Source organism: aff. Roholtiella sp. LEGE 12411 (assembly GCF_015206995.1).
Lineage (GTDB): Bacteria > Cyanobacteriota > Cyanobacteriia > Cyanobacteriales > Nostocaceae > Komarekiella.
In genome coordinates, this window is record NZ_JADEXR010000048.1 from 24,954 (window position 1) to 41,900 (window position 16,947).

At 42.9% G+C, this 16,947-nt stretch carries 29 protein-coding genes; 18 read left to right on the forward strand and 11 right to left on the reverse strand.

Features of this window, described 5'->3' with window-relative positions; translation table 11 throughout:
- Positions 1–30 precede the first annotated feature (30 nt).
- The 3 genes from IQ246_RS13200 to IQ246_RS13210 all read right to left on the reverse strand — a co-directional run bounded on the left by IQ246_RS13200 (position 31) and on the right by IQ246_RS13210 (position 1,737).
- The gene (locus tag IQ246_RS13200; protein ID WP_194003701.1) at positions 31–861 is read right to left on the reverse strand and encodes a hypothetical protein; all 831 of its coding nucleotides are present in this window, start codon (positions 859–861) and stop codon (positions 31–33) included.
- A gap of 295 nt (positions 862–1,156) precedes the next feature.
- Positions 1,157–1,387 (reverse strand): hypothetical protein, encoded by a 231-nt coding sequence (locus IQ246_RS13205; protein WP_194003703.1) that lies wholly within the window; start codon positions 1,385–1,387, stop codon positions 1,157–1,159.
- 26 nt (positions 1,388–1,413) lie between these two features.
- The gene (locus IQ246_RS13210) at positions 1,414–1,737 is read right to left on the reverse strand and encodes a hypothetical protein (protein WP_194003705.1); all 324 of its coding nucleotides are present in this window, start codon (positions 1,735–1,737) and stop codon (positions 1,414–1,416) included.
- Positions 1,738–1,920: 183 nt separating this feature from the next.
- Here IQ246_RS13210 and IQ246_RS13215 point away from each other — a divergent pair, with 183 nt between their 5' ends.
- The 10 genes from IQ246_RS13215 to IQ246_RS13260 all read left to right on the forward strand — a co-directional run bounded on the left by IQ246_RS13215 (position 1,921) and on the right by IQ246_RS13260 (position 7,004).
- The gene (locus IQ246_RS13215) at positions 1,921–2,565 is read left to right on the forward strand and encodes a hypothetical protein (protein WP_194003707.1); all 645 of its coding nucleotides are present in this window, start codon (positions 1,921–1,923) and stop codon (positions 2,563–2,565) included.
- A 59-nt stretch (positions 2,566–2,624) separates the two neighbouring features.
- A complete protein-coding gene (locus tag IQ246_RS13220) occupies positions 2,625–2,963 on the forward strand; it encodes a hypothetical protein (protein WP_194003709.1) in 339 nt (112 codons plus the stop codon).
- Positions 2,964–3,405: 442 nt separating this feature from the next.
- The gene (locus IQ246_RS13225; RefSeq protein ID WP_194003711.1) at positions 3,406–3,555 is read left to right on the forward strand and encodes a hypothetical protein; all 150 of its coding nucleotides are present in this window, start codon (positions 3,406–3,408) and stop codon (positions 3,553–3,555) included.
- 242 nt (positions 3,556–3,797) lie between these two features.
- Positions 3,798–4,142: a hypothetical protein gene (locus IQ246_RS13230; protein ID WP_194003713.1), complete on the forward strand. Its 345-nt coding sequence runs from the start codon at positions 3,798–3,800 to the stop codon at positions 4,140–4,142.
- Between the two features lie 9 nt (positions 4,143–4,151).
- Complete coding sequence (locus IQ246_RS13235; RefSeq protein WP_194003715.1) at positions 4,152–4,553, forward strand: zinc ribbon domain-containing protein; 402 nt, start codon at positions 4,152–4,154, stop codon at positions 4,551–4,553.
- Between the two features lie 382 nt (positions 4,554–4,935).
- Positions 4,936–5,262 (forward strand): hypothetical protein, encoded by a 327-nt coding sequence (locus tag IQ246_RS13240; protein ID WP_194003717.1) that lies wholly within the window; start codon positions 4,936–4,938, stop codon positions 5,260–5,262.
- Between the two features lie 173 nt (positions 5,263–5,435).
- Positions 5,436–5,735 carry a hypothetical protein gene (locus tag IQ246_RS13245; RefSeq protein WP_194003719.1) on the forward strand — a complete coding sequence of 100 codons (300 nt, stop codon included), beginning with the start codon at positions 5,436–5,438 and terminating at the stop codon, positions 5,733–5,735.
- Between the two features lie 121 nt (positions 5,736–5,856).
- Positions 5,857–6,234, forward strand: a complete 378-nt coding sequence (locus IQ246_RS13250; protein ID WP_194003721.1) for a hypothetical protein — start codon at positions 5,857–5,859, stop codon at positions 6,232–6,234.
- A gap of 52 nt (positions 6,235–6,286) precedes the next feature.
- Positions 6,287–6,556 carry a hypothetical protein gene (locus tag IQ246_RS13255; RefSeq protein ID WP_194003723.1) on the forward strand — a complete coding sequence of 90 codons (270 nt, stop codon included), beginning with the start codon at positions 6,287–6,289 and terminating at the stop codon, positions 6,554–6,556.
- 1 nt (position 6,557) lies between these two features.
- Positions 6,558–7,004 (forward strand): hypothetical protein, encoded by a 447-nt coding sequence (locus tag IQ246_RS13260; protein WP_194003725.1) that lies wholly within the window; start codon positions 6,558–6,560, stop codon positions 7,002–7,004.
- A gap of 9 nt (positions 7,005–7,013) precedes the next feature.
- Here IQ246_RS13260 and IQ246_RS13265 read toward each other — a convergent pair whose 3' ends face one another.
- Positions 7,014–7,379 carry a hypothetical protein gene (locus IQ246_RS13265; protein ID WP_339379278.1) on the reverse strand — a complete coding sequence of 122 codons (366 nt, stop codon included), beginning with the start codon at positions 7,377–7,379 and terminating at the stop codon, positions 7,014–7,016.
- A gap of 115 nt (positions 7,380–7,494) precedes the next feature.
- Between IQ246_RS13265 and IQ246_RS13270 the strand changes: the two genes are divergently transcribed.
- Positions 7,495–7,764, forward strand: coding sequence for a hypothetical protein (locus IQ246_RS13270; protein WP_194003727.1), 270 nt, complete (start codon positions 7,495–7,497; stop codon positions 7,762–7,764).
- A gap of 103 nt (positions 7,765–7,867) precedes the next feature.
- Positions 7,868–8,596, forward strand: coding sequence for a DUF2786 domain-containing protein (locus tag IQ246_RS13275; protein ID WP_194003729.1), 729 nt, complete (start codon positions 7,868–7,870; stop codon positions 8,594–8,596).
- A 5-nt stretch (positions 8,597–8,601) separates the two neighbouring features.
- On the opposite strand, the gene IQ246_RS13280 is transcribed toward IQ246_RS13275, so the two are convergent.
- The 3 genes from IQ246_RS13280 to IQ246_RS13290 all read right to left on the reverse strand — a co-directional run bounded on the left by IQ246_RS13280 (position 8,602) and on the right by IQ246_RS13290 (position 12,220).
- Positions 8,602–9,633, reverse strand: coding sequence for an NADP-dependent oxidoreductase (locus IQ246_RS13280; RefSeq protein ID WP_194003731.1), 1,032 nt, complete (start codon positions 9,631–9,633; stop codon positions 8,602–8,604).
- A 76-nt stretch (positions 9,634–9,709) separates the two neighbouring features.
- Positions 9,710–10,906 carry a hypothetical protein gene (locus IQ246_RS30365; RefSeq protein ID WP_244142019.1) on the reverse strand — a complete coding sequence of 399 codons (1,197 nt, stop codon included), beginning with the start codon at positions 10,904–10,906 and terminating at the stop codon, positions 9,710–9,712.
- 9 nt (positions 10,907–10,915) lie between these two features.
- On the reverse strand, positions 10,916–12,220 hold the full coding sequence (locus IQ246_RS13290) for a transposase (RefSeq protein WP_244142020.1): 1,305 nt from the start codon (positions 12,218–12,220) through the stop codon (positions 10,916–10,918).
- On the opposite strand from IQ246_RS13290, the gene tnpA reads away from it, so the two are divergent.
- The gene (gene tnpA, locus IQ246_RS13295; protein WP_194003735.1) at positions 12,200–12,607 is read left to right on the forward strand and encodes an IS200/IS605 family transposase; all 408 of its coding nucleotides are present in this window, start codon (positions 12,200–12,202) and stop codon (positions 12,605–12,607) included. The two genes, IQ246_RS13290 and tnpA, sit on opposite strands and share 21 nt — an antisense overlap.
- 47 nt (positions 12,608–12,654) lie before the next feature.
- Here tnpA and IQ246_RS13300 read toward each other — a convergent pair whose 3' ends face one another.
- From IQ246_RS13300 to IQ246_RS13310, 3 genes are all read right to left on the reverse strand, one after another.
- The gene (locus IQ246_RS13300) at positions 12,655–12,792 is read right to left on the reverse strand and encodes a hypothetical protein (RefSeq protein WP_194003737.1); all 138 of its coding nucleotides are present in this window, start codon (positions 12,790–12,792) and stop codon (positions 12,655–12,657) included.
- A gap of 122 nt (positions 12,793–12,914) precedes the next feature.
- Positions 12,915–14,513, reverse strand: a complete 1,599-nt coding sequence (locus tag IQ246_RS13305; protein ID WP_194003739.1) for a hypothetical protein — start codon at positions 14,511–14,513, stop codon at positions 12,915–12,917.
- A 176-nt stretch (positions 14,514–14,689) separates the two neighbouring features.
- Entirely contained in the window at positions 14,690–15,016 is a 327-nt protein-coding gene (locus IQ246_RS13310) for a helix-turn-helix transcriptional regulator (protein WP_194003741.1), read from the reverse strand.
- A gap of 317 nt (positions 15,017–15,333) precedes the next feature.
- On the opposite strand from IQ246_RS13310, the gene IQ246_RS13315 reads away from it, so the two are divergent.
- Complete coding sequence (locus IQ246_RS13315) at positions 15,334–15,543, forward strand: hypothetical protein (RefSeq protein WP_194003758.1); 210 nt, start codon at positions 15,334–15,336, stop codon at positions 15,541–15,543.
- Positions 15,540–15,725 (forward strand): hypothetical protein, encoded by a 186-nt coding sequence (locus tag IQ246_RS13320; RefSeq protein ID WP_194003742.1) that lies wholly within the window; start codon positions 15,540–15,542, stop codon positions 15,723–15,725. Before IQ246_RS13315 ends, IQ246_RS13320 begins: the two co-directional genes overlap by 4 nt.
- Positions 15,726–15,733: 8 nt before the next feature.
- Here IQ246_RS13320 and IQ246_RS30880 read toward each other — a convergent pair whose 3' ends face one another.
- Complete coding sequence (locus tag IQ246_RS30880) at positions 15,734–15,868, reverse strand: hypothetical protein (RefSeq protein WP_255515541.1); 135 nt, start codon at positions 15,866–15,868, stop codon at positions 15,734–15,736.
- A gap of 1 nt (position 15,869) precedes the next feature.
- Here IQ246_RS30880 and IQ246_RS13325 point away from each other — a divergent pair, with 1 nt between their 5' ends.
- From IQ246_RS13325 to IQ246_RS13335, 3 genes are all read left to right on the forward strand, one after another.
- Entirely contained in the window at positions 15,870–16,430 is a 561-nt protein-coding gene (locus tag IQ246_RS13325) for a hypothetical protein (protein WP_194003744.1), read from the forward strand.
- A gap of 67 nt (positions 16,431–16,497) precedes the next feature.
- Positions 16,498–16,692, forward strand: a complete 195-nt coding sequence (locus IQ246_RS13330) for a hypothetical protein (protein WP_194003746.1) — start codon at positions 16,498–16,500, stop codon at positions 16,690–16,692.
- Positions 16,693–16,748: 56 nt separating this feature from the next.
- Positions 16,749–16,947 (forward strand): hypothetical protein (locus tag IQ246_RS13335; RefSeq protein ID WP_194003748.1); only part of this gene is annotated, 199 nt, incomplete at its 3' end.

Genomic DNA, 16,947 nt, shown 5'->3' on the forward strand with positions numbered 1-16,947 from the left:
TTGTTTGTTCCAAGTTCTTTAAATACGGTTTCAATCAGCAGTCTCGACTAACCAGGGGAATCTGTTCTTATCTGGGTGAACAGCTTCAAAACAGATAAATTCTTGGTCATTATGATCTAAATGAAGGAATAGGCGAATTTTGTCAGGGTCTTTCCTGAAAGTGCTTTTCCCTTGCCAACAGTTATCTCCAGATTTCTCCCAGCTACAAGATTCCGCATAAATGTCTGCGCTGAATGTCATTGGCGCATAACCTTCAACTGTGGCGACTGAAGTAGGAATCTTCTGCTCGTCCTCGCTCACCAAGGAAAGTTCGTATGCAGGTTGCATTTGAACAAGGCTGACAAAATACTTAATGATTTCTGGCACTGCTTGCTTAAGAATGATGCGATCGCTCTCCAAGGTGATTAGCTGATCATCTACCGTTGGGTATGAGAACAAGCGATCGCGTACCGAAATATTTTTCGTCTTCACTCCAGAAATACCCAGGCGTTGCTGAAGCTCTTGAATGTTGTCTCTAATGCTGTGGTAGATAAAAAGGTCAGCGCCAAAGTTAGAACCAAACATCTTGCCCATTTTGTCGTAGAATTTTGCCCCTTCGTGTACTTCATCATCAGCATCCAGACACCAGCCTTTGGGGTCTGCCATGATGCGGTGAACGATTTCTTCGTCTTCGGCATCACCGTTTCCAAGTCCGGCAAGCGCTAAGTAAACTTGTCTATCTAACAGTGAAGGGTAAATGAACTTGTGGCGTTTGGGGTATCTCAGTCTAAGGCAGTCTTGCAGCAGTGAAGATAAACCTTCTGTGCTGAATAAGTTGGGATTGTCTTGGAGGAGTAACTGGAAAACTGGTAAATTAGACATACTATTTCTTTGCTAAAAGATTAGTCTGGGCGATTGTTCTTCTTGGCAGGAGGCGATCGCTTTTAACTTAGTCCAAGAGTAAATATGTCAATAAAGTTTTCTAGTGACTCAAATAAAGATGGCGTGGTATTCATAACTGTATAACCTCGTACATAACTAAGAAATTATGTTAGCACAAGTTAGTACGTCGTGATCTATAAAAAAACAAAACCCACCTAATGATCGGCGGGTTTGTCCTTGATAACAGTGTTAATAATGTGATCACGCCATTGCCTGAGAGTGGTGTTCTCCTCTCTCAGGCGACTAATTCCCCCAGGCATTCCTCTACAAGAGACTCAAGTCTTTGAACTCTTTGCTCAATCTGGGCTACATCGTGGTTATTTTCCGAATTTTCTGTCTCTACATATTCTTTAATAAAGTTTAAAAGTACATCTGTAACAGTTTTGCCCTGCGCTTCGACTTTAGACCGAAAAGCTGTTCGTATCTCCTCTTCAATGCGAATCGTTAGACGAGATTCAATAGCCATAGACAATCTCCTTTTATTTTAGGTTATCACAAGCCGTTAGTACGATTTATTCTACCAGGAAATATATTGGACTGGGGTTTTGTACTAACTTTATTGACAAATGTACTAACTTGTACTAACATAGTAATCATAAGGGAGGAAACAAGCGCCAGCCTCCCAGCTAAATATAGAGGTGCTTCAGCAATCTGAACCTTGACAGCATAATCCAAAGTGACTGCTTGATGAGTAACCGAGGCACTGGCGCAACCAGAGAAGGTGAGGGGTACACAGCCGGGAAATGGATTGGCGCTTAATAAAAAATTACCAGCAGGACGATGGTTGGTTCTGAAGCCACACACGTCGCCTGACACGCTGTGTATCCTGCTTGGGAAGCTCCTGGTCACTGGCATAGGAGCAATTTAAGAAAAGCTGCGCTTAAATTTTTTGAGAGAGCGTTGTGCAGGCACAGCGTCATTTCGTGCAAATTAAAAGACGATCGCCTGCCCTGAGAAAGTATGCGATCGCCAATTTATCAAATTAAACAGGAGGAAACCATGTTTTCAGTGAAATTTCCAACCAAAGCTTTTCATGAAGATGTTTTTGGTTTTAGCGTAATCGCAGAAGAAGAGTTCATTCTTGAACTAAATCTATCTTCTTTAGATCCACTTCAGAGATATGCCGATGAAAAGAAGCTTTCTTTGGCTTTGAAAATTTCAAATCATTTAAAATATTACTACGAGAATACAATGGATTCTATGGCATTAGTAAATGCCATAGATGCATTAGATGAGTTCTTGGATCAATGTGTTGAAAGAAAAAAGTTAGAAGAAATTTCACCTTCTCTGAATAACAAAGAATTTGATGATTCTTTGGAAAATGGCGATTACGCCGTTGAGATAAAAGGTACAAACAACCTCTCTTACATTTCTGTTGCAACATTTCACCAAGTTCCAGTTTACTTAGATTATTCTTGGCTAGGGCGACATCTAATTTCTATTCCCTTCCATTGGACTGGAAAGTCAGGCTTTTCTACAATACATTTTGATGATTCGGAAATCATCAGAATCATTGAAAAAGAGCCAAGTCTGGAGGGAACTAGCTTGGTTGGCTACCAGCTTGAAAGAATTCTTGCAAGTAAGGCTACTTTATCTAGTGGCACATATAAAGAATTACCATTAAAGCGTGATGCTGCTTTTTGAAAGTTGAGTTTGAGCAGCAGCAGCCCCGCGCTCTACCCGAAGGGTGAGCGTCGGGAAGAATGCGAGCGAGTGCAGGAGAGTCCCTTGACCTCGTTTCGCATTGGTCAGGGGACAGCGACAAAACGAGCAAATATCTCACCATACCGCGAATGACCGAAAAACAAATAAAAACACTTACAGAAATCATGGCGCGACCATTGCCAGACATCACACCTGAGCAAGAACGCGAGTTAGCAGAACTAGAAGAATTGATGTCCAAGCCGCCCACGCAAGACCCGCGAAAAAAGACACTTACTGAAATAATGGCGCGTCCCTTGCCAGACATCACACCTGAGCAAGAACGCGAATTAGCCGAACTAGAACAGTTCTTTGAGGAGTTTTTTGGGCGTAAATCGTAAGGCTGCGCCAAATCTAAATTGAGAACTTTCTACCTAAAGCTTATGGATTACAGGGAATTCAAGCAAAAAATAGAAGCGCAAAAGACCGCAAACGAAGAGTTCAACAACAAATGCGAGTCCGTGATCGCACAGATCACGGCCACGGTTGGTCGGATAGACAATTTGGATCAAAAAATCGAGTCCGCGGCGCACATCAAAAGGTGATTGCCTTTTGCCATATCAACAATTAACAAAAGCTGCGCTTAATTCTTTGAGAGAGCGTTGTGCCTGCACAGCGTCATTTCGTGCAAATTAAAAGACGATCGTATACTTTCCAGGTGGGCGATCGCCTTTATTCCGCATAATGGAAACTACAATTATGCCAAGGGATCTTTTGGCATCTCGCATCATTGGCGCTTATGGATAGACGGGATATTAATGTATTTAGAAGGAGAACACATCTATGACTACACAATGGGAAATAAATCTAATTCCTGGGTTGTTCCGCAGAGCTTGCGGCGGCGATGAGGAAGCTGCCATTTGGCTAAAAGAGATTGAAGCAGAAATAGGTAAGGAAGCTGTCAAACAAGCGATCCTCAACACCCACGAATAATTTCAACACACGGCTATCGTCATGAAAACCTTCCCAATCCCAAAAGGAGTATTTATTGTCTACATTTCCATCTGCTTGGGTACTCTTTCAATGTCAATGTTAATCCCTGCTGTAATTCAAATTATGCAGCAGCAAAGTAAATAATTTAAGCAGTCAGGAGATCAAGATAAGCGATCGCCTGACTACAAAAAAAACATGAAAAAGAAAAAAGTGTCGCACAGATCGCTTAAAGGAATTTTGTCATGGCTACATACTTTGGATTTGCGGTTGCCGACTCAATGTTTCCGCTTTATGCGGTGATCAAAAAGCAGCCCTTTAATGTTGAAAATAAGGCAGAGCTAGAAGCAGCAGTTTCAGTCTGTAATGGTTCTCACACGGCAACTGTAGAGGTTGCAAATTCTAGATTTAAATTGGATATCAAAATTCCTATTAAGCCGCCTATTGTCTCTCTTGGGATTGGTGATTCTATCATTGTTATGGGCGTTCGGGGGCTTCCTCGTTTAGAGGATCGCCGTCACTACACAAAAGAGGAAGTGGATTCTGCCACTTTTGTATTTAGCAAATACACTGTAGTTGACGAGCTTTGAGCCTTAAATATGAGGCTGGCGCAAATTAAAAGGCGATCGCAGACTTTAGACGGTGCAGCGATCGCCTTTATTACCCAACTAAGGTTTAAACATCATGCCACTTCCCAAGAATGTTCAGCTTGCCATCATTTAGCACAAGCTAATAGAGATGGCGAGAAATTTATTTGTGAAGACTGTGGTCATATCGACCATGCTGATACTCAAGCTTCTCGTACAATTTTGCGTAGAGCTAATTTCAAGTTCGTCACTAAAGACGTAAAAAAGCTACCTGCGGACTGCGGGAAAGTTACGCTTGTCAGACATGATTCCGCCATTCGTGGCAAACGGGATCAGGGCAAGAACCGTACATCTAAGGTAATACCTGAAAAGCGGATATTATTTGAGCAGTTGTCTTTACAATTGTTTGATTAAGAATCCCCTCGGCTTTAGCCAGGGGAGTGTCAAATTCTGTTCCCTGTTCCCTTTGTTTGTAAAATTTCCAACCAAAGCTTTTCAGAGCCAGGAGTTCCGATGAAGAAATATAAAAAGTTACTCAAACACTTTAGGATTAGTTCATATTCACTATTACTCTGGCTTCTCCTTTTCATTTTATTAGGTGTACTAAATCCTAATTTTTACGAAAATAATAAAATTTGGATCAACTTTTCAGGTATTGCTATTACCATTTACGGAATAATAAGCTCACGGAATATCATCCGTTATCAAAAGGAAGTCCTTGTCCGTTATCAGAAGGAAGTCCTTGCTCGTCATAAAGAATATGACGAGCAATAAGCGCAATTAACAAAAGCTGCGCTTGAAATTTTTGAGAGAGCGTTGTGCCTGCACAGCGTCATTTCGTGCAAATCAAAAGGCGATCGCTGCCCTAGGAAAGTATGCGATCGCCTTTATCAAATGCGAGAAGTACAATTTTGACCTACTCGACGATGGTATTTACTACCACGATCAGAAGCTTGGGGGAGTGGGCTGTACCGACGGCAGATGGTGGTTGACATACCTCCTCGTCCTGAAGGAGCGAGGATTCCTTGACACTTCACTGGGATGCGCCACTAAGTGGTCTTATCGTCCCTCCATGTCCGTTTATAGTCTCCCAATGCCCTATGGCGACTTGTTTCTATTGTAGCAGCAAAAGCCGTCCTAGAAGGACGGGGCTTGTATCCCATTATTTTGGTCAGAACATCAACAAAGAGTCACACGGGACTCTTTGATGGATGCGGTGTGGTCGTTGTCGATGGGTCAGTTTATGTCTTGCGAAGACTTGTTAGACCGGCCATTTGAGACCCTAACGGTTGAAGAATGGCGGAGGCTGTTGAAATATCAGCCAGAGCCAGAAAGTCGGGAGTTAGTAATGGTGTAATTGTTCAAAATTCTAAAACTTTTCAAAAGGAGTATTTCATGAAGTATAAAGATGCCAGGAAAGATATTTCCGAATCAGCTACAGGGGTATCTGTATTCATAGGTGATTTGTCTAGCGAAGAGCGGGCTTCTTTCAGAGAAGCGGCTCATGCAAGCAACAAGTTAAAAGAGAGCGAAATCCGCTCTCCCCACAACGGGCAATCCGAAGCAGGGAAAGAAACTCTAACTTTGTGGTTTTAGCTATTTCGCTTTGATGCTACCGAATCAATATTGAGTGAAAGGTGGGCATCAAAACCCACCTTTCATCATAACTGTTTGCTTATTTCAATTAAAAACGCAGATTTATTGAGGGGCAATAATCATGCAACCAACAATCACTCTTCCACGAGGCTGGGGAATACCTAGATTTGCGCTAGGACAACGTACAAAACACGGTAAAATCATTGGCATCGAGTGCTGCAATGGTTCGTGGAACTATGCGCTAGAAATTAATGATTACGAATTAGAATACATTCTGGAAAATCAGATTCAGCCATTATCGCATCAAGAATTAGAGACAGAAATCCTGGCAGAAATTGATGAGCATTTGATGCAAGTAGCGATTCTTCAAGAAGAATTAGGAGCCGACTTAGAAATCAGAACTCAGTTTGCGAAAGTAAATCGAAGGATTACAAAAACTGCTACCACGAATCGCAGCACATCGAGGCTAACAGCAGTCCAGAGAGAAAAAGTTGCGTAACCCTCGCAATTCTTAAAAGCGAGAAAGCCTCCTTGCATTCAGGATAAATCAAATGTCAATCAATTTAATTAGAGTCTACGACACGACGCTATTAAGCTCCTCAAAAGTATACCAAGTTGATGGTATCTTTTATCGATACTTGGGTGATTCAGGCACTATCCAACATCCACAGTTTCTATTTTCACCTCTGCCAAATCAAAAGAAAAAAGCTAGTTTAAGACTGAATCGCAACAAAATCATAACTCGTTGCTATGAAGTTGAAGGGATGATTTATAGCAAACCCACGGTGCAGGATAATTCACAACAGCTTCAACTATTTTGAAATGAAAACCAAACGCCAAAACATCAACCTCAATTCCCCCAGTTTAATAGTAGACAATACCTTCACTTGGAAAGGGCAAGGACAAGAATTTGAGCGCATATATCCTCGGATTTGGGACAGCAAATGTCGGCTGAGAATTTACAAATCTTATTCAATGCCTAATATTGTTATTTGTTCAGATCTTGATGAACGAGATACGGGTACAAGCATTACTAATTCTGTCGAGAATCTTGCTACTTTAGTATGGCAGAAGTACAGCTACAAGCAACTAAATCCTAACTCAGGATATGTGGGTGGTCAGTTCATTTTTATTGAGCACTATCCTTGCGACAGAAATGACGAAGAAGAAACTTTTGCCTTAGTTCAATTCAACTGGGATACAGAGAGATTTCAAGAACCTCGCTGGAGTCCGTTAACTCCAGCAGTTGTACTGGCTTTGATTAATTAGCCGACTTATTCAGATGATCGGGCGATCGCTTGACGGGAGCATCTGTTGCACCATCTCTACTGATAATCCAGTGATTCGTGCGATCGCGTCGATACTCATGCCCTCAGCCAATAAGTTGACAGCGATTTCACGGGCTTTTTTATTGCTCCCTTCTTCCTCACCTTCGGATAAAATCGATTGATAAATGACTGATTCTTGCATGATATCTCTCCGCAACAGACGTTGAATTACCTCTTGGTTCAATACTAACCCAGCTAGAATTGCTGTTGATGCTGTGAGATTACTTTGTGTTCGTCTAAGAGATAGGTTCTCCCAGTAGCCAACTAGCAAAATCAGTTGAGAATGATTCAGCGATGAACTTGCATATATTGTCAAACATGCAGAAATTGTATCATCAGTGGTTGGCTAATTGTTAACAGTAGAACGCTTTTTTGTTGTGATAATCGTTAGTGATCAATCGGGATAAATCAATTCAAGAAGGAGTAAAACTATGGCAAAGGTAATTGTTAGTTCTTGGGAATCAGAGGGGTATGGACACCATTCTTATATTGATGAGCAAATACATCCTCAATACCTAAAAATAAGAAAAATATGTGAACAGTTAGGAATTGATATTCCAGAAATGGACACACAGGTTACATCTCTTTGCACAAGGACAAAGATTATTGCGGATGAATCTGTACTGGATTGCGTAGAGCCAATTTATCATAGTGATGGAGACGGATTTACGCTCCAACGAAAGTGTGTATCAGAGTTTTGAGGATTTTTTGAAAGGTATTAGCTATTAATGATAAACTTGGCTATCTCTAGTAATAATAGTCAAGTTTATCAACTACAATTAATTTATTATTGTGAGTTAAATTATGCACAATCAAGCTACATACTATCCACCAGATTTGGAAAAAATTGCTGATAAAATCAAAAAGCTATTTTCCCTTTCTCAATCTCCTAATGAATCGGAGGCACTTGCGGCTTTTTCTAAAGCCCAAGAGTTGCTAACTCGCCATAATTTATCAATGGCAGATTTGGTTGATTTTACACCCCAAGAGGTGGAAGAACAAATCATTAGTGAATCTCAAAGGTCAAGCTCGTGGAAGGGGATTTTGCTCAACGCAGTTTCTAAAGCCAACTACTGTCTTTTATTTAATCGCAAAACCCGTCACGGAATCCAGCAGATAGTACTGGGACGACCCGTTAATACTCACTCTGCTCGGATGCAGTTCGAGTACTTGGTTCAAGCAGTTGACCGTCTAGCGAAACAATTGGACGGCGACCGTACCTTTAGAAATGCCTTCAAGTTAGGCGCTGCACACCGACTTTATACCAGAATTTTAGAAGGGATAGAAAAACAAAAGCGCGAAGGGATGGCAGGGTCGGAAAATTCAGCAGCAGTTTCAGCCATAGTAATGCGATCGCTCTATGAAAAACTAGATGCAGAGTTGAGAGCATATTCGGAAAAATTGAATCTGACAACTCGCAGTCAAAGGGCTACTTGCAGATCAGAAGATGGATTTATTGCTGGACAATCAGCAGGAGATAGAGTTTCGCTCAACAAGCAGGTTGGTCAACAGAATCAACGTTACTTGCCATAAATTTTTCACTTAGGTTCATTTGAGACTTTAATAACCAGTTTTCCCTTTTTATTACCGTCGAAAAGTTTTAGGATCGCCTTGGGTGCATTTTCCAAGCCTTCGACAATCTCAAGAGCATATTTAATTTTCCCCTGGTTTAGCCACTTTCCAATCTCCGCTATCGCTTCTTGAAAGCGGGGAATATAATCCAAGATGATAAATCCCTGGATGAGAGCGCGTTTCATGAGAATTTGGCTGTAATTATATGGGCCAGGAACAGGCTTTGAAGCGTTATAAGTTGAGATTAAACCGCATAAAGGCAGGCGGGCGTGCAGATTAATTTTAGTTAGGACGGCATCAAGAATTATTCCGCCAACATTGTCAAAATACACATCGATTCCATTGGGACAAGCTTGAGCTAATGCTTTTTCTAAATCTCCAGTTTTATAGTTAATTGCTGCATCAAAGCCAAGTTCTTCTGTAAGCCAACGACACTTTTCATCACTGCCAGTTATACCAACTACCCGACAACCCTTAATCTTGGCAATTTGTCCAACAAGGGAACCAACTGCTCCAGATGCGGCTGAAACGACCACAGTTTCTCCAGCTTTTGGCTGTCCTATATCTAATAACCCAAAATAAGCTGTAAAACCAGTAGCTCCCAGTGGCCCGGTAAATGCGTTGAGCGGACAAGGTAGAGGATCAGGTAATCGCGTGATTGAAAAGCCACTGTTTCCAAGGGCGATCGCGTAATCTTGCCAACCTAGCATCCCAGAAACCAAATCTCCCTTTTTAAAATTAGGATTTTTAGACTCTTCAACGACACCTATAATACCGCCACGCATAACTTCCCCAATTTCAACAGGAGGCATATACTGTTCTATATCGCTCATCCAGATCCGATTGGTAGGATCTAGTGACAGATATATAGTACGTACCAGCACCTCATCATCTTTTGGGCTGGGGATTGGCTGTTCTCGGTACTCAAAATCGCTTTCTTTAATATCACCAACGGGACGAGCAGCTAATAGGAACTGTCGATTTATCGCTCTAGTCATAAATTTTTGTTGGGTGTGACTGAGAGTTGGTCAGAGTCAACACAGACTTCCTTGGGTTTTCCTGGGTCTTCTAGCATTATTTTACTTTAGCATCCCAATCAACCAGCGCCCCATCCACACAAGCAATCCCCCACTGCGGAAACTTTGCCAGCAATTTCTTGATCACAATCTGCAAAGCAGGATCATCATTCCAACATTCCGCCAGAAACTCTTTTGCAGGTTTTTCCCCCAGCATCCCTGTCAGCTTCAGCTTCTCTATACGCTGAGGTCGCATTTTTGACCGAGCAGTGATGCCTTCGGCGGTAAACAACGCCTCACTTGACCATTTATTATCTTGGGCAATGGGCGCGGCGGAATATGTACCTTCACAATCAGTTCTCGGCTTCTCACTCGGAACTGATTTTTCAGCTATCAGCGAAGTGAGTTGACTTTGTTGAGCTTGGCTTTCAGATTTGGTTGAGCATTTTTCATTTTGAGCAACAGGCGCGGCGGGAATTGTGTCTTCTTGAAGGTCTCTCACTTTATTGCCAAAGAAAGAGTTTTCACTCGACAACGTTCGCGCAGCGTCTCGTAGAGAAGCGGGTTGACTTTGTACAGCATTTACAAGCGTTAGCGTCGTGCAGTCCGTTGCCACAGGCAAGTCAACTTCAATCTCTGACACGCTTTGAGAAACTGGAGGCGATGCGCCCCTAAAAGGCGCAATCGCCGTCTCCTCCAAAAGCAAATCTGCGTTTTGTGTGTCAGAGAAACACCTCACGATCTCTTTTGAAGAGTTCGTGAGGTGTTTCTGAGCAGTTCGTGAGGTTTGCTGGAACCTTTTCTCTGACTGACTTTCACCTGAAATGCGTGCTTGATACAAAGCACCCATTTCTTCAGAACCAGCATCTATCTCTAAATCCCCAGCATTTAGTTCTCGTTTTTCAGAATTTGGTGCTTGTTTTTGAGAATCTGGTTCTTGTGCCGCAGAATCTATTCCCTCCCAAAATTCTTTCATCCGACTGCCATGCAAATTCCGAATCATCCAACCAACAGTCTCCCGGCCATCCTGAATCGACTTGTCCGGCTTGAAAATGAACAACCCACTTTCGGAGAGAATTTTCTTTGCAGAGATAAAAGTACTGTACCCCATCCCAGTAGAAAGGGGCATCCACCGAGAACCGTATGGGTCAGATGTCCAACACTCCTGCCACAATTGCGTCACTGAGGATTTTTGTTGAGATGCCCAAAGCATATCTTCGATGGGGATAATCACATGAAGCCTCTTATGTGACAACTCTCACCGCTAATTGCAAGCAATATAGCGGGAGCATCTCAAATTCACATAAGAGACTTGCTGCTTCACGGGCTGACTACTGTCTAAGCCTCCACAGCCAGGAATCGGTAGTCCAACCGACCCACGCTTTAATAAATTCAATGCACTGTTCCAGTCGCGGTCAATGACCAATCCACAAGAACAACTATGAACACGAATTGCAAGAGTTTTTTCAACTCTCTCACCACAACTCGAACAATTGATACTTGTGCCTCTGGGGTCAACTCCTGCTGTATGCTTGCCGCGTTTTACCGCTACTGCTTGCATGATTTGGAGGAATGCACCCCACGCAACATCTAGTATCGATTTAGCTAGTCGTGTTCTTGCTAAACCTCTAATGTTCAGGTTTTCAAAAACAATTAAGTCATAGGAATTAACCAACCAATGAGCAACTTGATAATGAAACTCTTTCCTTTGTCTGGCAACGTGCAAATGAAGTCTAGCAACCGAGTTCGCTTGCTTTTGATAGTTCTTAGACCCTTTAACTTTACGAGCAAGCTTACGTTGCTGACGGGCTAATGTTGACTGTGCTTTGCGGTAATACTGAGGGACGGCCACGCTTTGTCCATCAGCAGTAGTTAAAAATTTTTCTAACCCAACATCTATGCCAGTAGCAGTTTTGATTTCATCAATAGGCAGCAAGGCAGGAACGGTTTTATCTTCTAAAGAAAAACTGCAATACCAGCCATCAGCCTTACTTAAAATCGTTGCTTGCTTAATCTCAAAACCATCCGGTATTGATCGATGCAAGATAACCTCAATTTTACCAATCTTGGATAGTTTGAGAATGTTGCCTGCTAGGTGTGCGCCAGCTTTTGGAGAATTGACACGCGGGAAAGTAAAAGAGCAGATATCACCTCGCTTTTTAAATCGTGGTTTACCTCCTCGCTTCCCCTTGCTATCTGGCATCAGCCAACGTTTCCATGTCTTGTCTAACCTCATCAAGTTTTGTTGTTGGCAGTCGGCATAGATGTTTTTGTAGTCGGGGAATAGCTCTTTTGTTCGTTTGAGGTCACTTGCCTGTGTGTAATAGTCTGCCTTGTCTGGTATCTCCCCTATTGGTTCACAAATCAAGCTGCATCGGTCAATCTGTGACCTTGTACGTCTCAACCAGTCTAATCTTTGCCCCAATGCATAGTTCCAATGACGACGCAGTAATTCTCCCCAGGTTTCAAGTGTGACAACCTGCTCAGATGTGGGCTTGAGTTTGTACTGGTAAGTGAGTAACATATACTCATAATACCATTTAGTGGAATGAGTTACAACATAAGCCATAGAGCAGTTTATAGCCTTAATATCCATTTAGTGTTAGTGACAAAATATCGTAGAAGAGTAATTAACCAATCGATGCTTAATCGGCTACAAAGCATATTTGAAAGTACCTGTGCCAAGTGGAAAAGCAAAGTCACAGAATTCAACGGAGAGTCAGACCATGTTCACTTAGTTATTAGTTACCCGCCAGATGTCGAGGTGAGTAAGTTGGTCAATAATCTCAAGACCGTTTCTAGTCGCTTAATCCGTAAGGAGTTTCATGAACACGTTAATCAGTTCTATAACAAGCCAGTCTTTTGGACTGGTGCATACTTCGTCGCCTCATGTGGAGGCGTTACCCTTGAGCAGCTTAAATCTTATGTTGAGAAGCAGAGCAGTCCTGACTATTGAGAGGGTATTGTTAGCGAAAGCGGTAGCGAGGAACGAGCGTCACCCCCTCAATAGTCCCGCAATTCCCCGTCACCGCCAAGTCTGCGACTGTGGCGGGAGTACCCTTGCGGAGGTTTAGATGGGGATTCCTGTTTGCTATGAGCAGCAGACTTTTTGGATTTGGGACGAGCGATAGTTGCAGTCATTTTACAATCTCCTGTTTATGTTGACGTACGAAATTTTCCCCTAGCGCGATCGCGGGACTTGGCATTGCCTATGTACTTATAAAATCGTGTCTAAAAAGTTATCGGTAGGAACAGCAAATTAGTTATCCTTCCCAGAATCGCAACTCGTCCAAGAAATACCTGTCAGTTTTCTTGGACTCGTTTCGCCAATGATCCCAGGCAACAACCAACTCGTCTCCCAAGTCCTGCACCACCTCACCCTTGGCCGCATACAAAGTGCGATAAGGGTCAGCGTGGGCCACGATAGAACCAACACCAATTGTTGGAGGTTCAGTAGATGCGTTCTGGAGTGCAGTGATTAACTCTGTCTCTTGGGTAGTCAGTTCCGCCCAGTAGTCCTGTTTAATCACATCGTACTCTTGGGCAACATTCCAATAGTCCTGCCATGTACACCTAGGCTTAGCCAACACTGTTCTAATGTCACTAACCGCCTGTGGCAACATTGACAATTGCTCCGTCCTTATGGCTAGAGCGCCTTGTGTGGGACTACTCCCCAGAATTATTGCAGCTGCTTCGAGCGCTTGGGTGTTATTCATAGCGGTAGCGATCTGCTTCAACGCCATACCCATAAGGCGCAAACATTCTTGGGCATTTTCCTTGGGCGGTTCAACCGAGAGCGATCGCAAATCAATGGTTTTCTCTAGGGACTGTTTCACCTGCTTGTTTAACGCTTTCGTCGCTTGCTGGGTGAGAGTATTCCCCCACTGTTGGGCAGGACGTTCCTGTACGGCGTGTTCCAATTCCTGAATGCGAGAAAGGAGTTGTTGATTCTCCGTCTCCAGCTTCCTCAATCCTTCCATTTCATCCAAGCGCTGCTGCAACTGGATATTTTGCTGTTTCTGCTGCTTGTACAAGTTTTGCAAGGATTGGATTTGTTCTTGTACTTGGGCTTCTGCTTTAGCCCCTGCTTCTGCTTGTAGTCCAATCCTCAGTTCTTGGGAAAGTCGCTCTAATTCCTGCTGATGTTGCTGTTGGAGTTGTGCGATCACCTCAGAGTATTCTGGCGGATAAGTGCGCTCTCTGGGAAATGGGATACTAGCGGCATCTAGATCCACATTGTTGACCAATAGCCTCTCACCGTCAGGGAAAGCAACAATCTGCTGCCAATTGTTTGGCGCGTCTGCAACAATAACTCCCGATTCCCCATACCTTGGGTGTGATTGTGATAAAACTGTGACTTTAGCGGATTCAGGAACCATTGGTTCTTGAATTTTGGGAACCATTGGTTCCTGAATAGATTGCTTTTTGCGTGGTGTGGAAGGAACCACAATATTTGCCGCAGCAGCAAAGTCCGAAACACTTGGGGAGGGGTTTTCTTCAAGTGCAAGAGCTACAGCTTGCTTTAGTTTCTCTGGTTCCTTGACTAGTCGTAGCAGTGAACGGGCTTGACGTTCATTTTTGATGTGCTTGCCCAACTCGCCGGATGCGTCAATGACTGTCTTCGCCCCCAGCAGCTGATTTATCCGCCGATAACCGCCCCAGGCGGATAATTCAGCTTGGCAGTATTCCTCAAAGTTTTGGTAGCCAGCTTGCAGGTAAAGTTGTTGCTCCCGCATTTGCATCATTTCATCTACCGCTTGCCACTCGAACCTGTTGATGGCGGTGAAGGTTTCCTGGATGCTGCTGTTGAGATTGCTGTAGTCAAGGGTTGAGGTTGTTTCGGAACGGTCTAGTGTCAGCATATTTATTGCTCACTATGGTAAATGCTTGAAAGTTAGGGTGTTGCAGTTTAACCAAAGTGAACCAGAGAGCTGCTGAAGCGGGTTTTCCCAAAAGTGTGTCAGCATTATAATTAGCTCACTTTGTAGTTAACGGATTGAGCAGGCGATCGCATTGCTTTGGACGGCGGCGATCGCTTTTACGCTGCTTTTAACAGATCAACTTCTGCACTTTCGTCCAGAATTCTTCTTTTATTCGCTAAAGTCTCTGTTTCTGCTTGGGAATTGAGGGTAACACCTTTTTCTATCCTTAATCTTTTGGGTGGTTCACCTTCCTCAAGCAAGTCTCCAGGTTTACAATTGAGGGCTTCACAGAATCTTGCTGCTGCATCCAATGTGAGTGATTTAACCTTATTTTGTTCAATTTTTTGGATGAACTGAGGACTATAACCAGTCTTTCTAGCTAGGTCGTTCTGAGAAAGACCCGCAGCCTCTCTCAATTTTTTTAATGCGATAAACACAACCATCCTCTCCAAATAATGCTCCTATTATAGGTGTACTACTATTAGATGTAAACATGTTGAGCTTACATCTATTGGTATTAGAGTTGCTTATATGCAACCAATAGTAGTATTACAAATCTCTATCTAAAAGCAACTACTACCTTATTGACTACTACCAATAGATGTACTAACATTAGATTATAGGCACAAGGAAAAGCGAACCGCCTGCACCCTAACATAATCAAGGGTTTGCACCCACAGAACCTTGACAAGTGAATAATTCAAAACAACTGTTTAGTGGCTGAGTAATTTGTATAACAACAGTTTCTCAAAAGTACACAGTGGGGAAAAAGATTCGAGAATATAAAGGAGATATGGAACCCACCTCAGAGCAATTTAGGGAATGCTACAGAGTATGCAGTGAATTGACCAATATGTTTCTCTCGGTACATCTAGTGCGATTAGATAAAAGAACAGGAGAGGTTTACATTTTGGCTGGCGATGGGCTACAAGTTCTTATACGCCCCAATGGCAAAGTGAGGTATCCATGAACAAACCGAACTTTGAAGCGATGACGCTGCAAGAACTGCAACAGTATATATTGTCACATCGTGATGACGAAGATGCAGTACATGAAGCAGTGCTACGCATTCAACAAAACGGTACTACAGTAAGCTCTCAGGAGTTTATTGAAATTGTCAGACAGCGGACTAACAACCCGTCATTACAGTAAATTGCTGATTAACGATTTTTAAGGGTGCTTTTGTTAACGCAAGAGCGCTCTTTTTCTTTACCAAAAAGCGATCGCGCCCTGACCAAAGTTTGCGATCGCCTTTCGTGAAAACCTAACCCCATGTAGAGGCAGGAGATTTTCATTATGACGCAATCCGTTTACACACAGCAAGCGCTTTCTGACTTCAAGCTCAACACGTCACTTACAGTTGCTAATCCTTCCTCTCAAGATGAGCAATCCATAGCCCAAGCCCCCACCCAAGACCCTCTGACATCTCGCGATCGCCGCATCATTGGTGAGATTATTCAAGTAGTACCCGAAACTATCCGCACTATCTGGATTGAAGGCGGGATTACAGTATGGGTGCAATTCGTGAATGGCGGACGGCTTGCCTTCAATCGGGACTGGTTCGTTACACGAGTTGCAGAAGTTAAAACGACTCTGCCAGAAACACCCCTAGAGCGCAACGAACGTCTGAGCAATGAGTTGGAAGCAGCTTGCGTCAAGTTCAATCTATGGCATACCCAAATTGATTGGTTATCCTTTAGCACGAAACTTTATCGAAATAACCAGTTAGTGGGCTACATCGGTTGCAATTACCAAGGCTGGTATTCCAGACCCCGCACATACGGAATGAACAGATTTGCTAATAGTGCAGACGAGGCGATTACGTTCTTGGGAGTCCGGGCAGATGTAGCAGCATAAGGAAAAACTACAACAGTAGCTTGCTACCAAATTTAGTTCAATTTCATTGACTTTCTAAATAGTACCAATGTCACCGATCGAAATACTTAAAGAATTCAACCTGTGCTATCTAAAACTTCAGGCGATCGCCCAAAACGAGAATTGGCTCTTATTAATTGCCGCCAATCAGATTGACCCAGAAGCAGCAACACATTTAGGCGATACATTGCATTACCTGGGTGAAGCAATGGGGTGTGTCGAGCCGCTAATTGACCCAGATTAAAACAGCTGCGCTTGAACTTTTGAGAAATTGTAAATCAATTCACTTGGAAACGAATCATGACAGTTACACTTGAGACATTCAAATCCCCTGAATTCCGTGGTAATTTCTCTAGATTGCCAATTTGTCAGTTATTGAATGGGAAAAATATCTTATTCGTTAAGTCCGACAACATTAAATTGTCAGGTTGGATTCAACGAACAGAAGTTGAAAATTTAATAACTCAATTACAAGCCACACCTAAAGGTAAGAAATTCG

Excerpts from the sequence above, each read along its gene's own strand:
- IQ246_RS13200 (WP_194003701.1), bottom strand. The coding sequence starts at position 861 with ATGTCTAATTTACCAGTTTTCCAGTTACTCCTCCAAGACAATCCCAAC.
- IQ246_RS13205 (WP_194003703.1), bottom strand. The coding sequence starts at position 1,387 with ATGGCTATTGAATCTCGTCTAACGATTCGCATTGAAGAGGAGATACGA.
- IQ246_RS13215 (WP_194003707.1), top strand. The coding sequence starts at position 1,921 with ATGTTTTCAGTGAAATTTCCAACCAAAGCTTTTCATGAAGATGTTTTT.
- IQ246_RS13220 (WP_194003709.1), top strand. The coding sequence starts at position 2,625 with ATGCGAGCGAGTGCAGGAGAGTCCCTTGACCTCGTTTCGCATTGGTCA.
- IQ246_RS13225 (WP_194003711.1), top strand. The coding sequence starts at position 3,406 with ATGACTACACAATGGGAAATAAATCTAATTCCTGGGTTGTTCCGCAGA.
- IQ246_RS13230 (WP_194003713.1), top strand. The coding sequence starts at position 3,798 with ATGGCTACATACTTTGGATTTGCGGTTGCCGACTCAATGTTTCCGCTT.
- IQ246_RS13235 (WP_194003715.1), top strand. The coding sequence starts at position 4,152 with ATGAGGCTGGCGCAAATTAAAAGGCGATCGCAGACTTTAGACGGTGCA.
- IQ246_RS13245 (WP_194003719.1), top strand. The coding sequence starts at position 5,436 with ATGGCGGAGGCTGTTGAAATATCAGCCAGAGCCAGAAAGTCGGGAGTT.
- IQ246_RS13250 (WP_194003721.1), top strand. The coding sequence starts at position 5,857 with ATGCAACCAACAATCACTCTTCCACGAGGCTGGGGAATACCTAGATTT.
- IQ246_RS13255 (WP_194003723.1), top strand. The coding sequence starts at position 6,287 with ATGTCAATCAATTTAATTAGAGTCTACGACACGACGCTATTAAGCTCC.
- IQ246_RS13260 (WP_194003725.1), top strand. The coding sequence starts at position 6,558 with ATGAAAACCAAACGCCAAAACATCAACCTCAATTCCCCCAGTTTAATA.
- IQ246_RS13270 (WP_194003727.1), top strand. The coding sequence starts at position 7,495 with ATGGCAAAGGTAATTGTTAGTTCTTGGGAATCAGAGGGGTATGGACAC.
- IQ246_RS13275 (WP_194003729.1), top strand. The coding sequence starts at position 7,868 with ATGCACAATCAAGCTACATACTATCCACCAGATTTGGAAAAAATTGCT.
- IQ246_RS13280 (WP_194003731.1), bottom strand. The coding sequence starts at position 9,633 with ATGACTAGAGCGATAAATCGACAGTTCCTATTAGCTGCTCGTCCCGTT.
- tnpA (WP_194003735.1), top strand. The coding sequence starts at position 12,200 with ATGAGTTACAACATAAGCCATAGAGCAGTTTATAGCCTTAATATCCAT.
- IQ246_RS13290 (WP_244142020.1), bottom strand. The coding sequence starts at position 12,220 with ATGGCTTATGTTGTAACTCATTCCACTAAATGGTATTATGAGTATATG.
- IQ246_RS13300 (WP_194003737.1), bottom strand. The coding sequence starts at position 12,792 with ATGACTGCAACTATCGCTCGTCCCAAATCCAAAAAGTCTGCTGCTCAT.
- IQ246_RS13305 (WP_194003739.1), bottom strand. The coding sequence starts at position 14,513 with ATGCTGACACTAGACCGTTCCGAAACAACCTCAACCCTTGACTACAGC.
- IQ246_RS13310 (WP_194003741.1), bottom strand. The coding sequence starts at position 15,016 with ATGGTTGTGTTTATCGCATTAAAAAAATTGAGAGAGGCTGCGGGTCTT.
- IQ246_RS13320 (WP_194003742.1), top strand. The coding sequence starts at position 15,540 with ATGAACAAACCGAACTTTGAAGCGATGACGCTGCAAGAACTGCAACAG.
- IQ246_RS30880 (WP_255515541.1), bottom strand. The coding sequence starts at position 15,868 with ATGAAAATCTCCTGCCTCTACATGGGGTTAGGTTTTCACGAAAGGCGA.
- IQ246_RS13325 (WP_194003744.1), top strand. The coding sequence starts at position 15,870 with ATGACGCAATCCGTTTACACACAGCAAGCGCTTTCTGACTTCAAGCTC.
- IQ246_RS13330 (WP_194003746.1), top strand. The coding sequence starts at position 16,498 with ATGTCACCGATCGAAATACTTAAAGAATTCAACCTGTGCTATCTAAAA.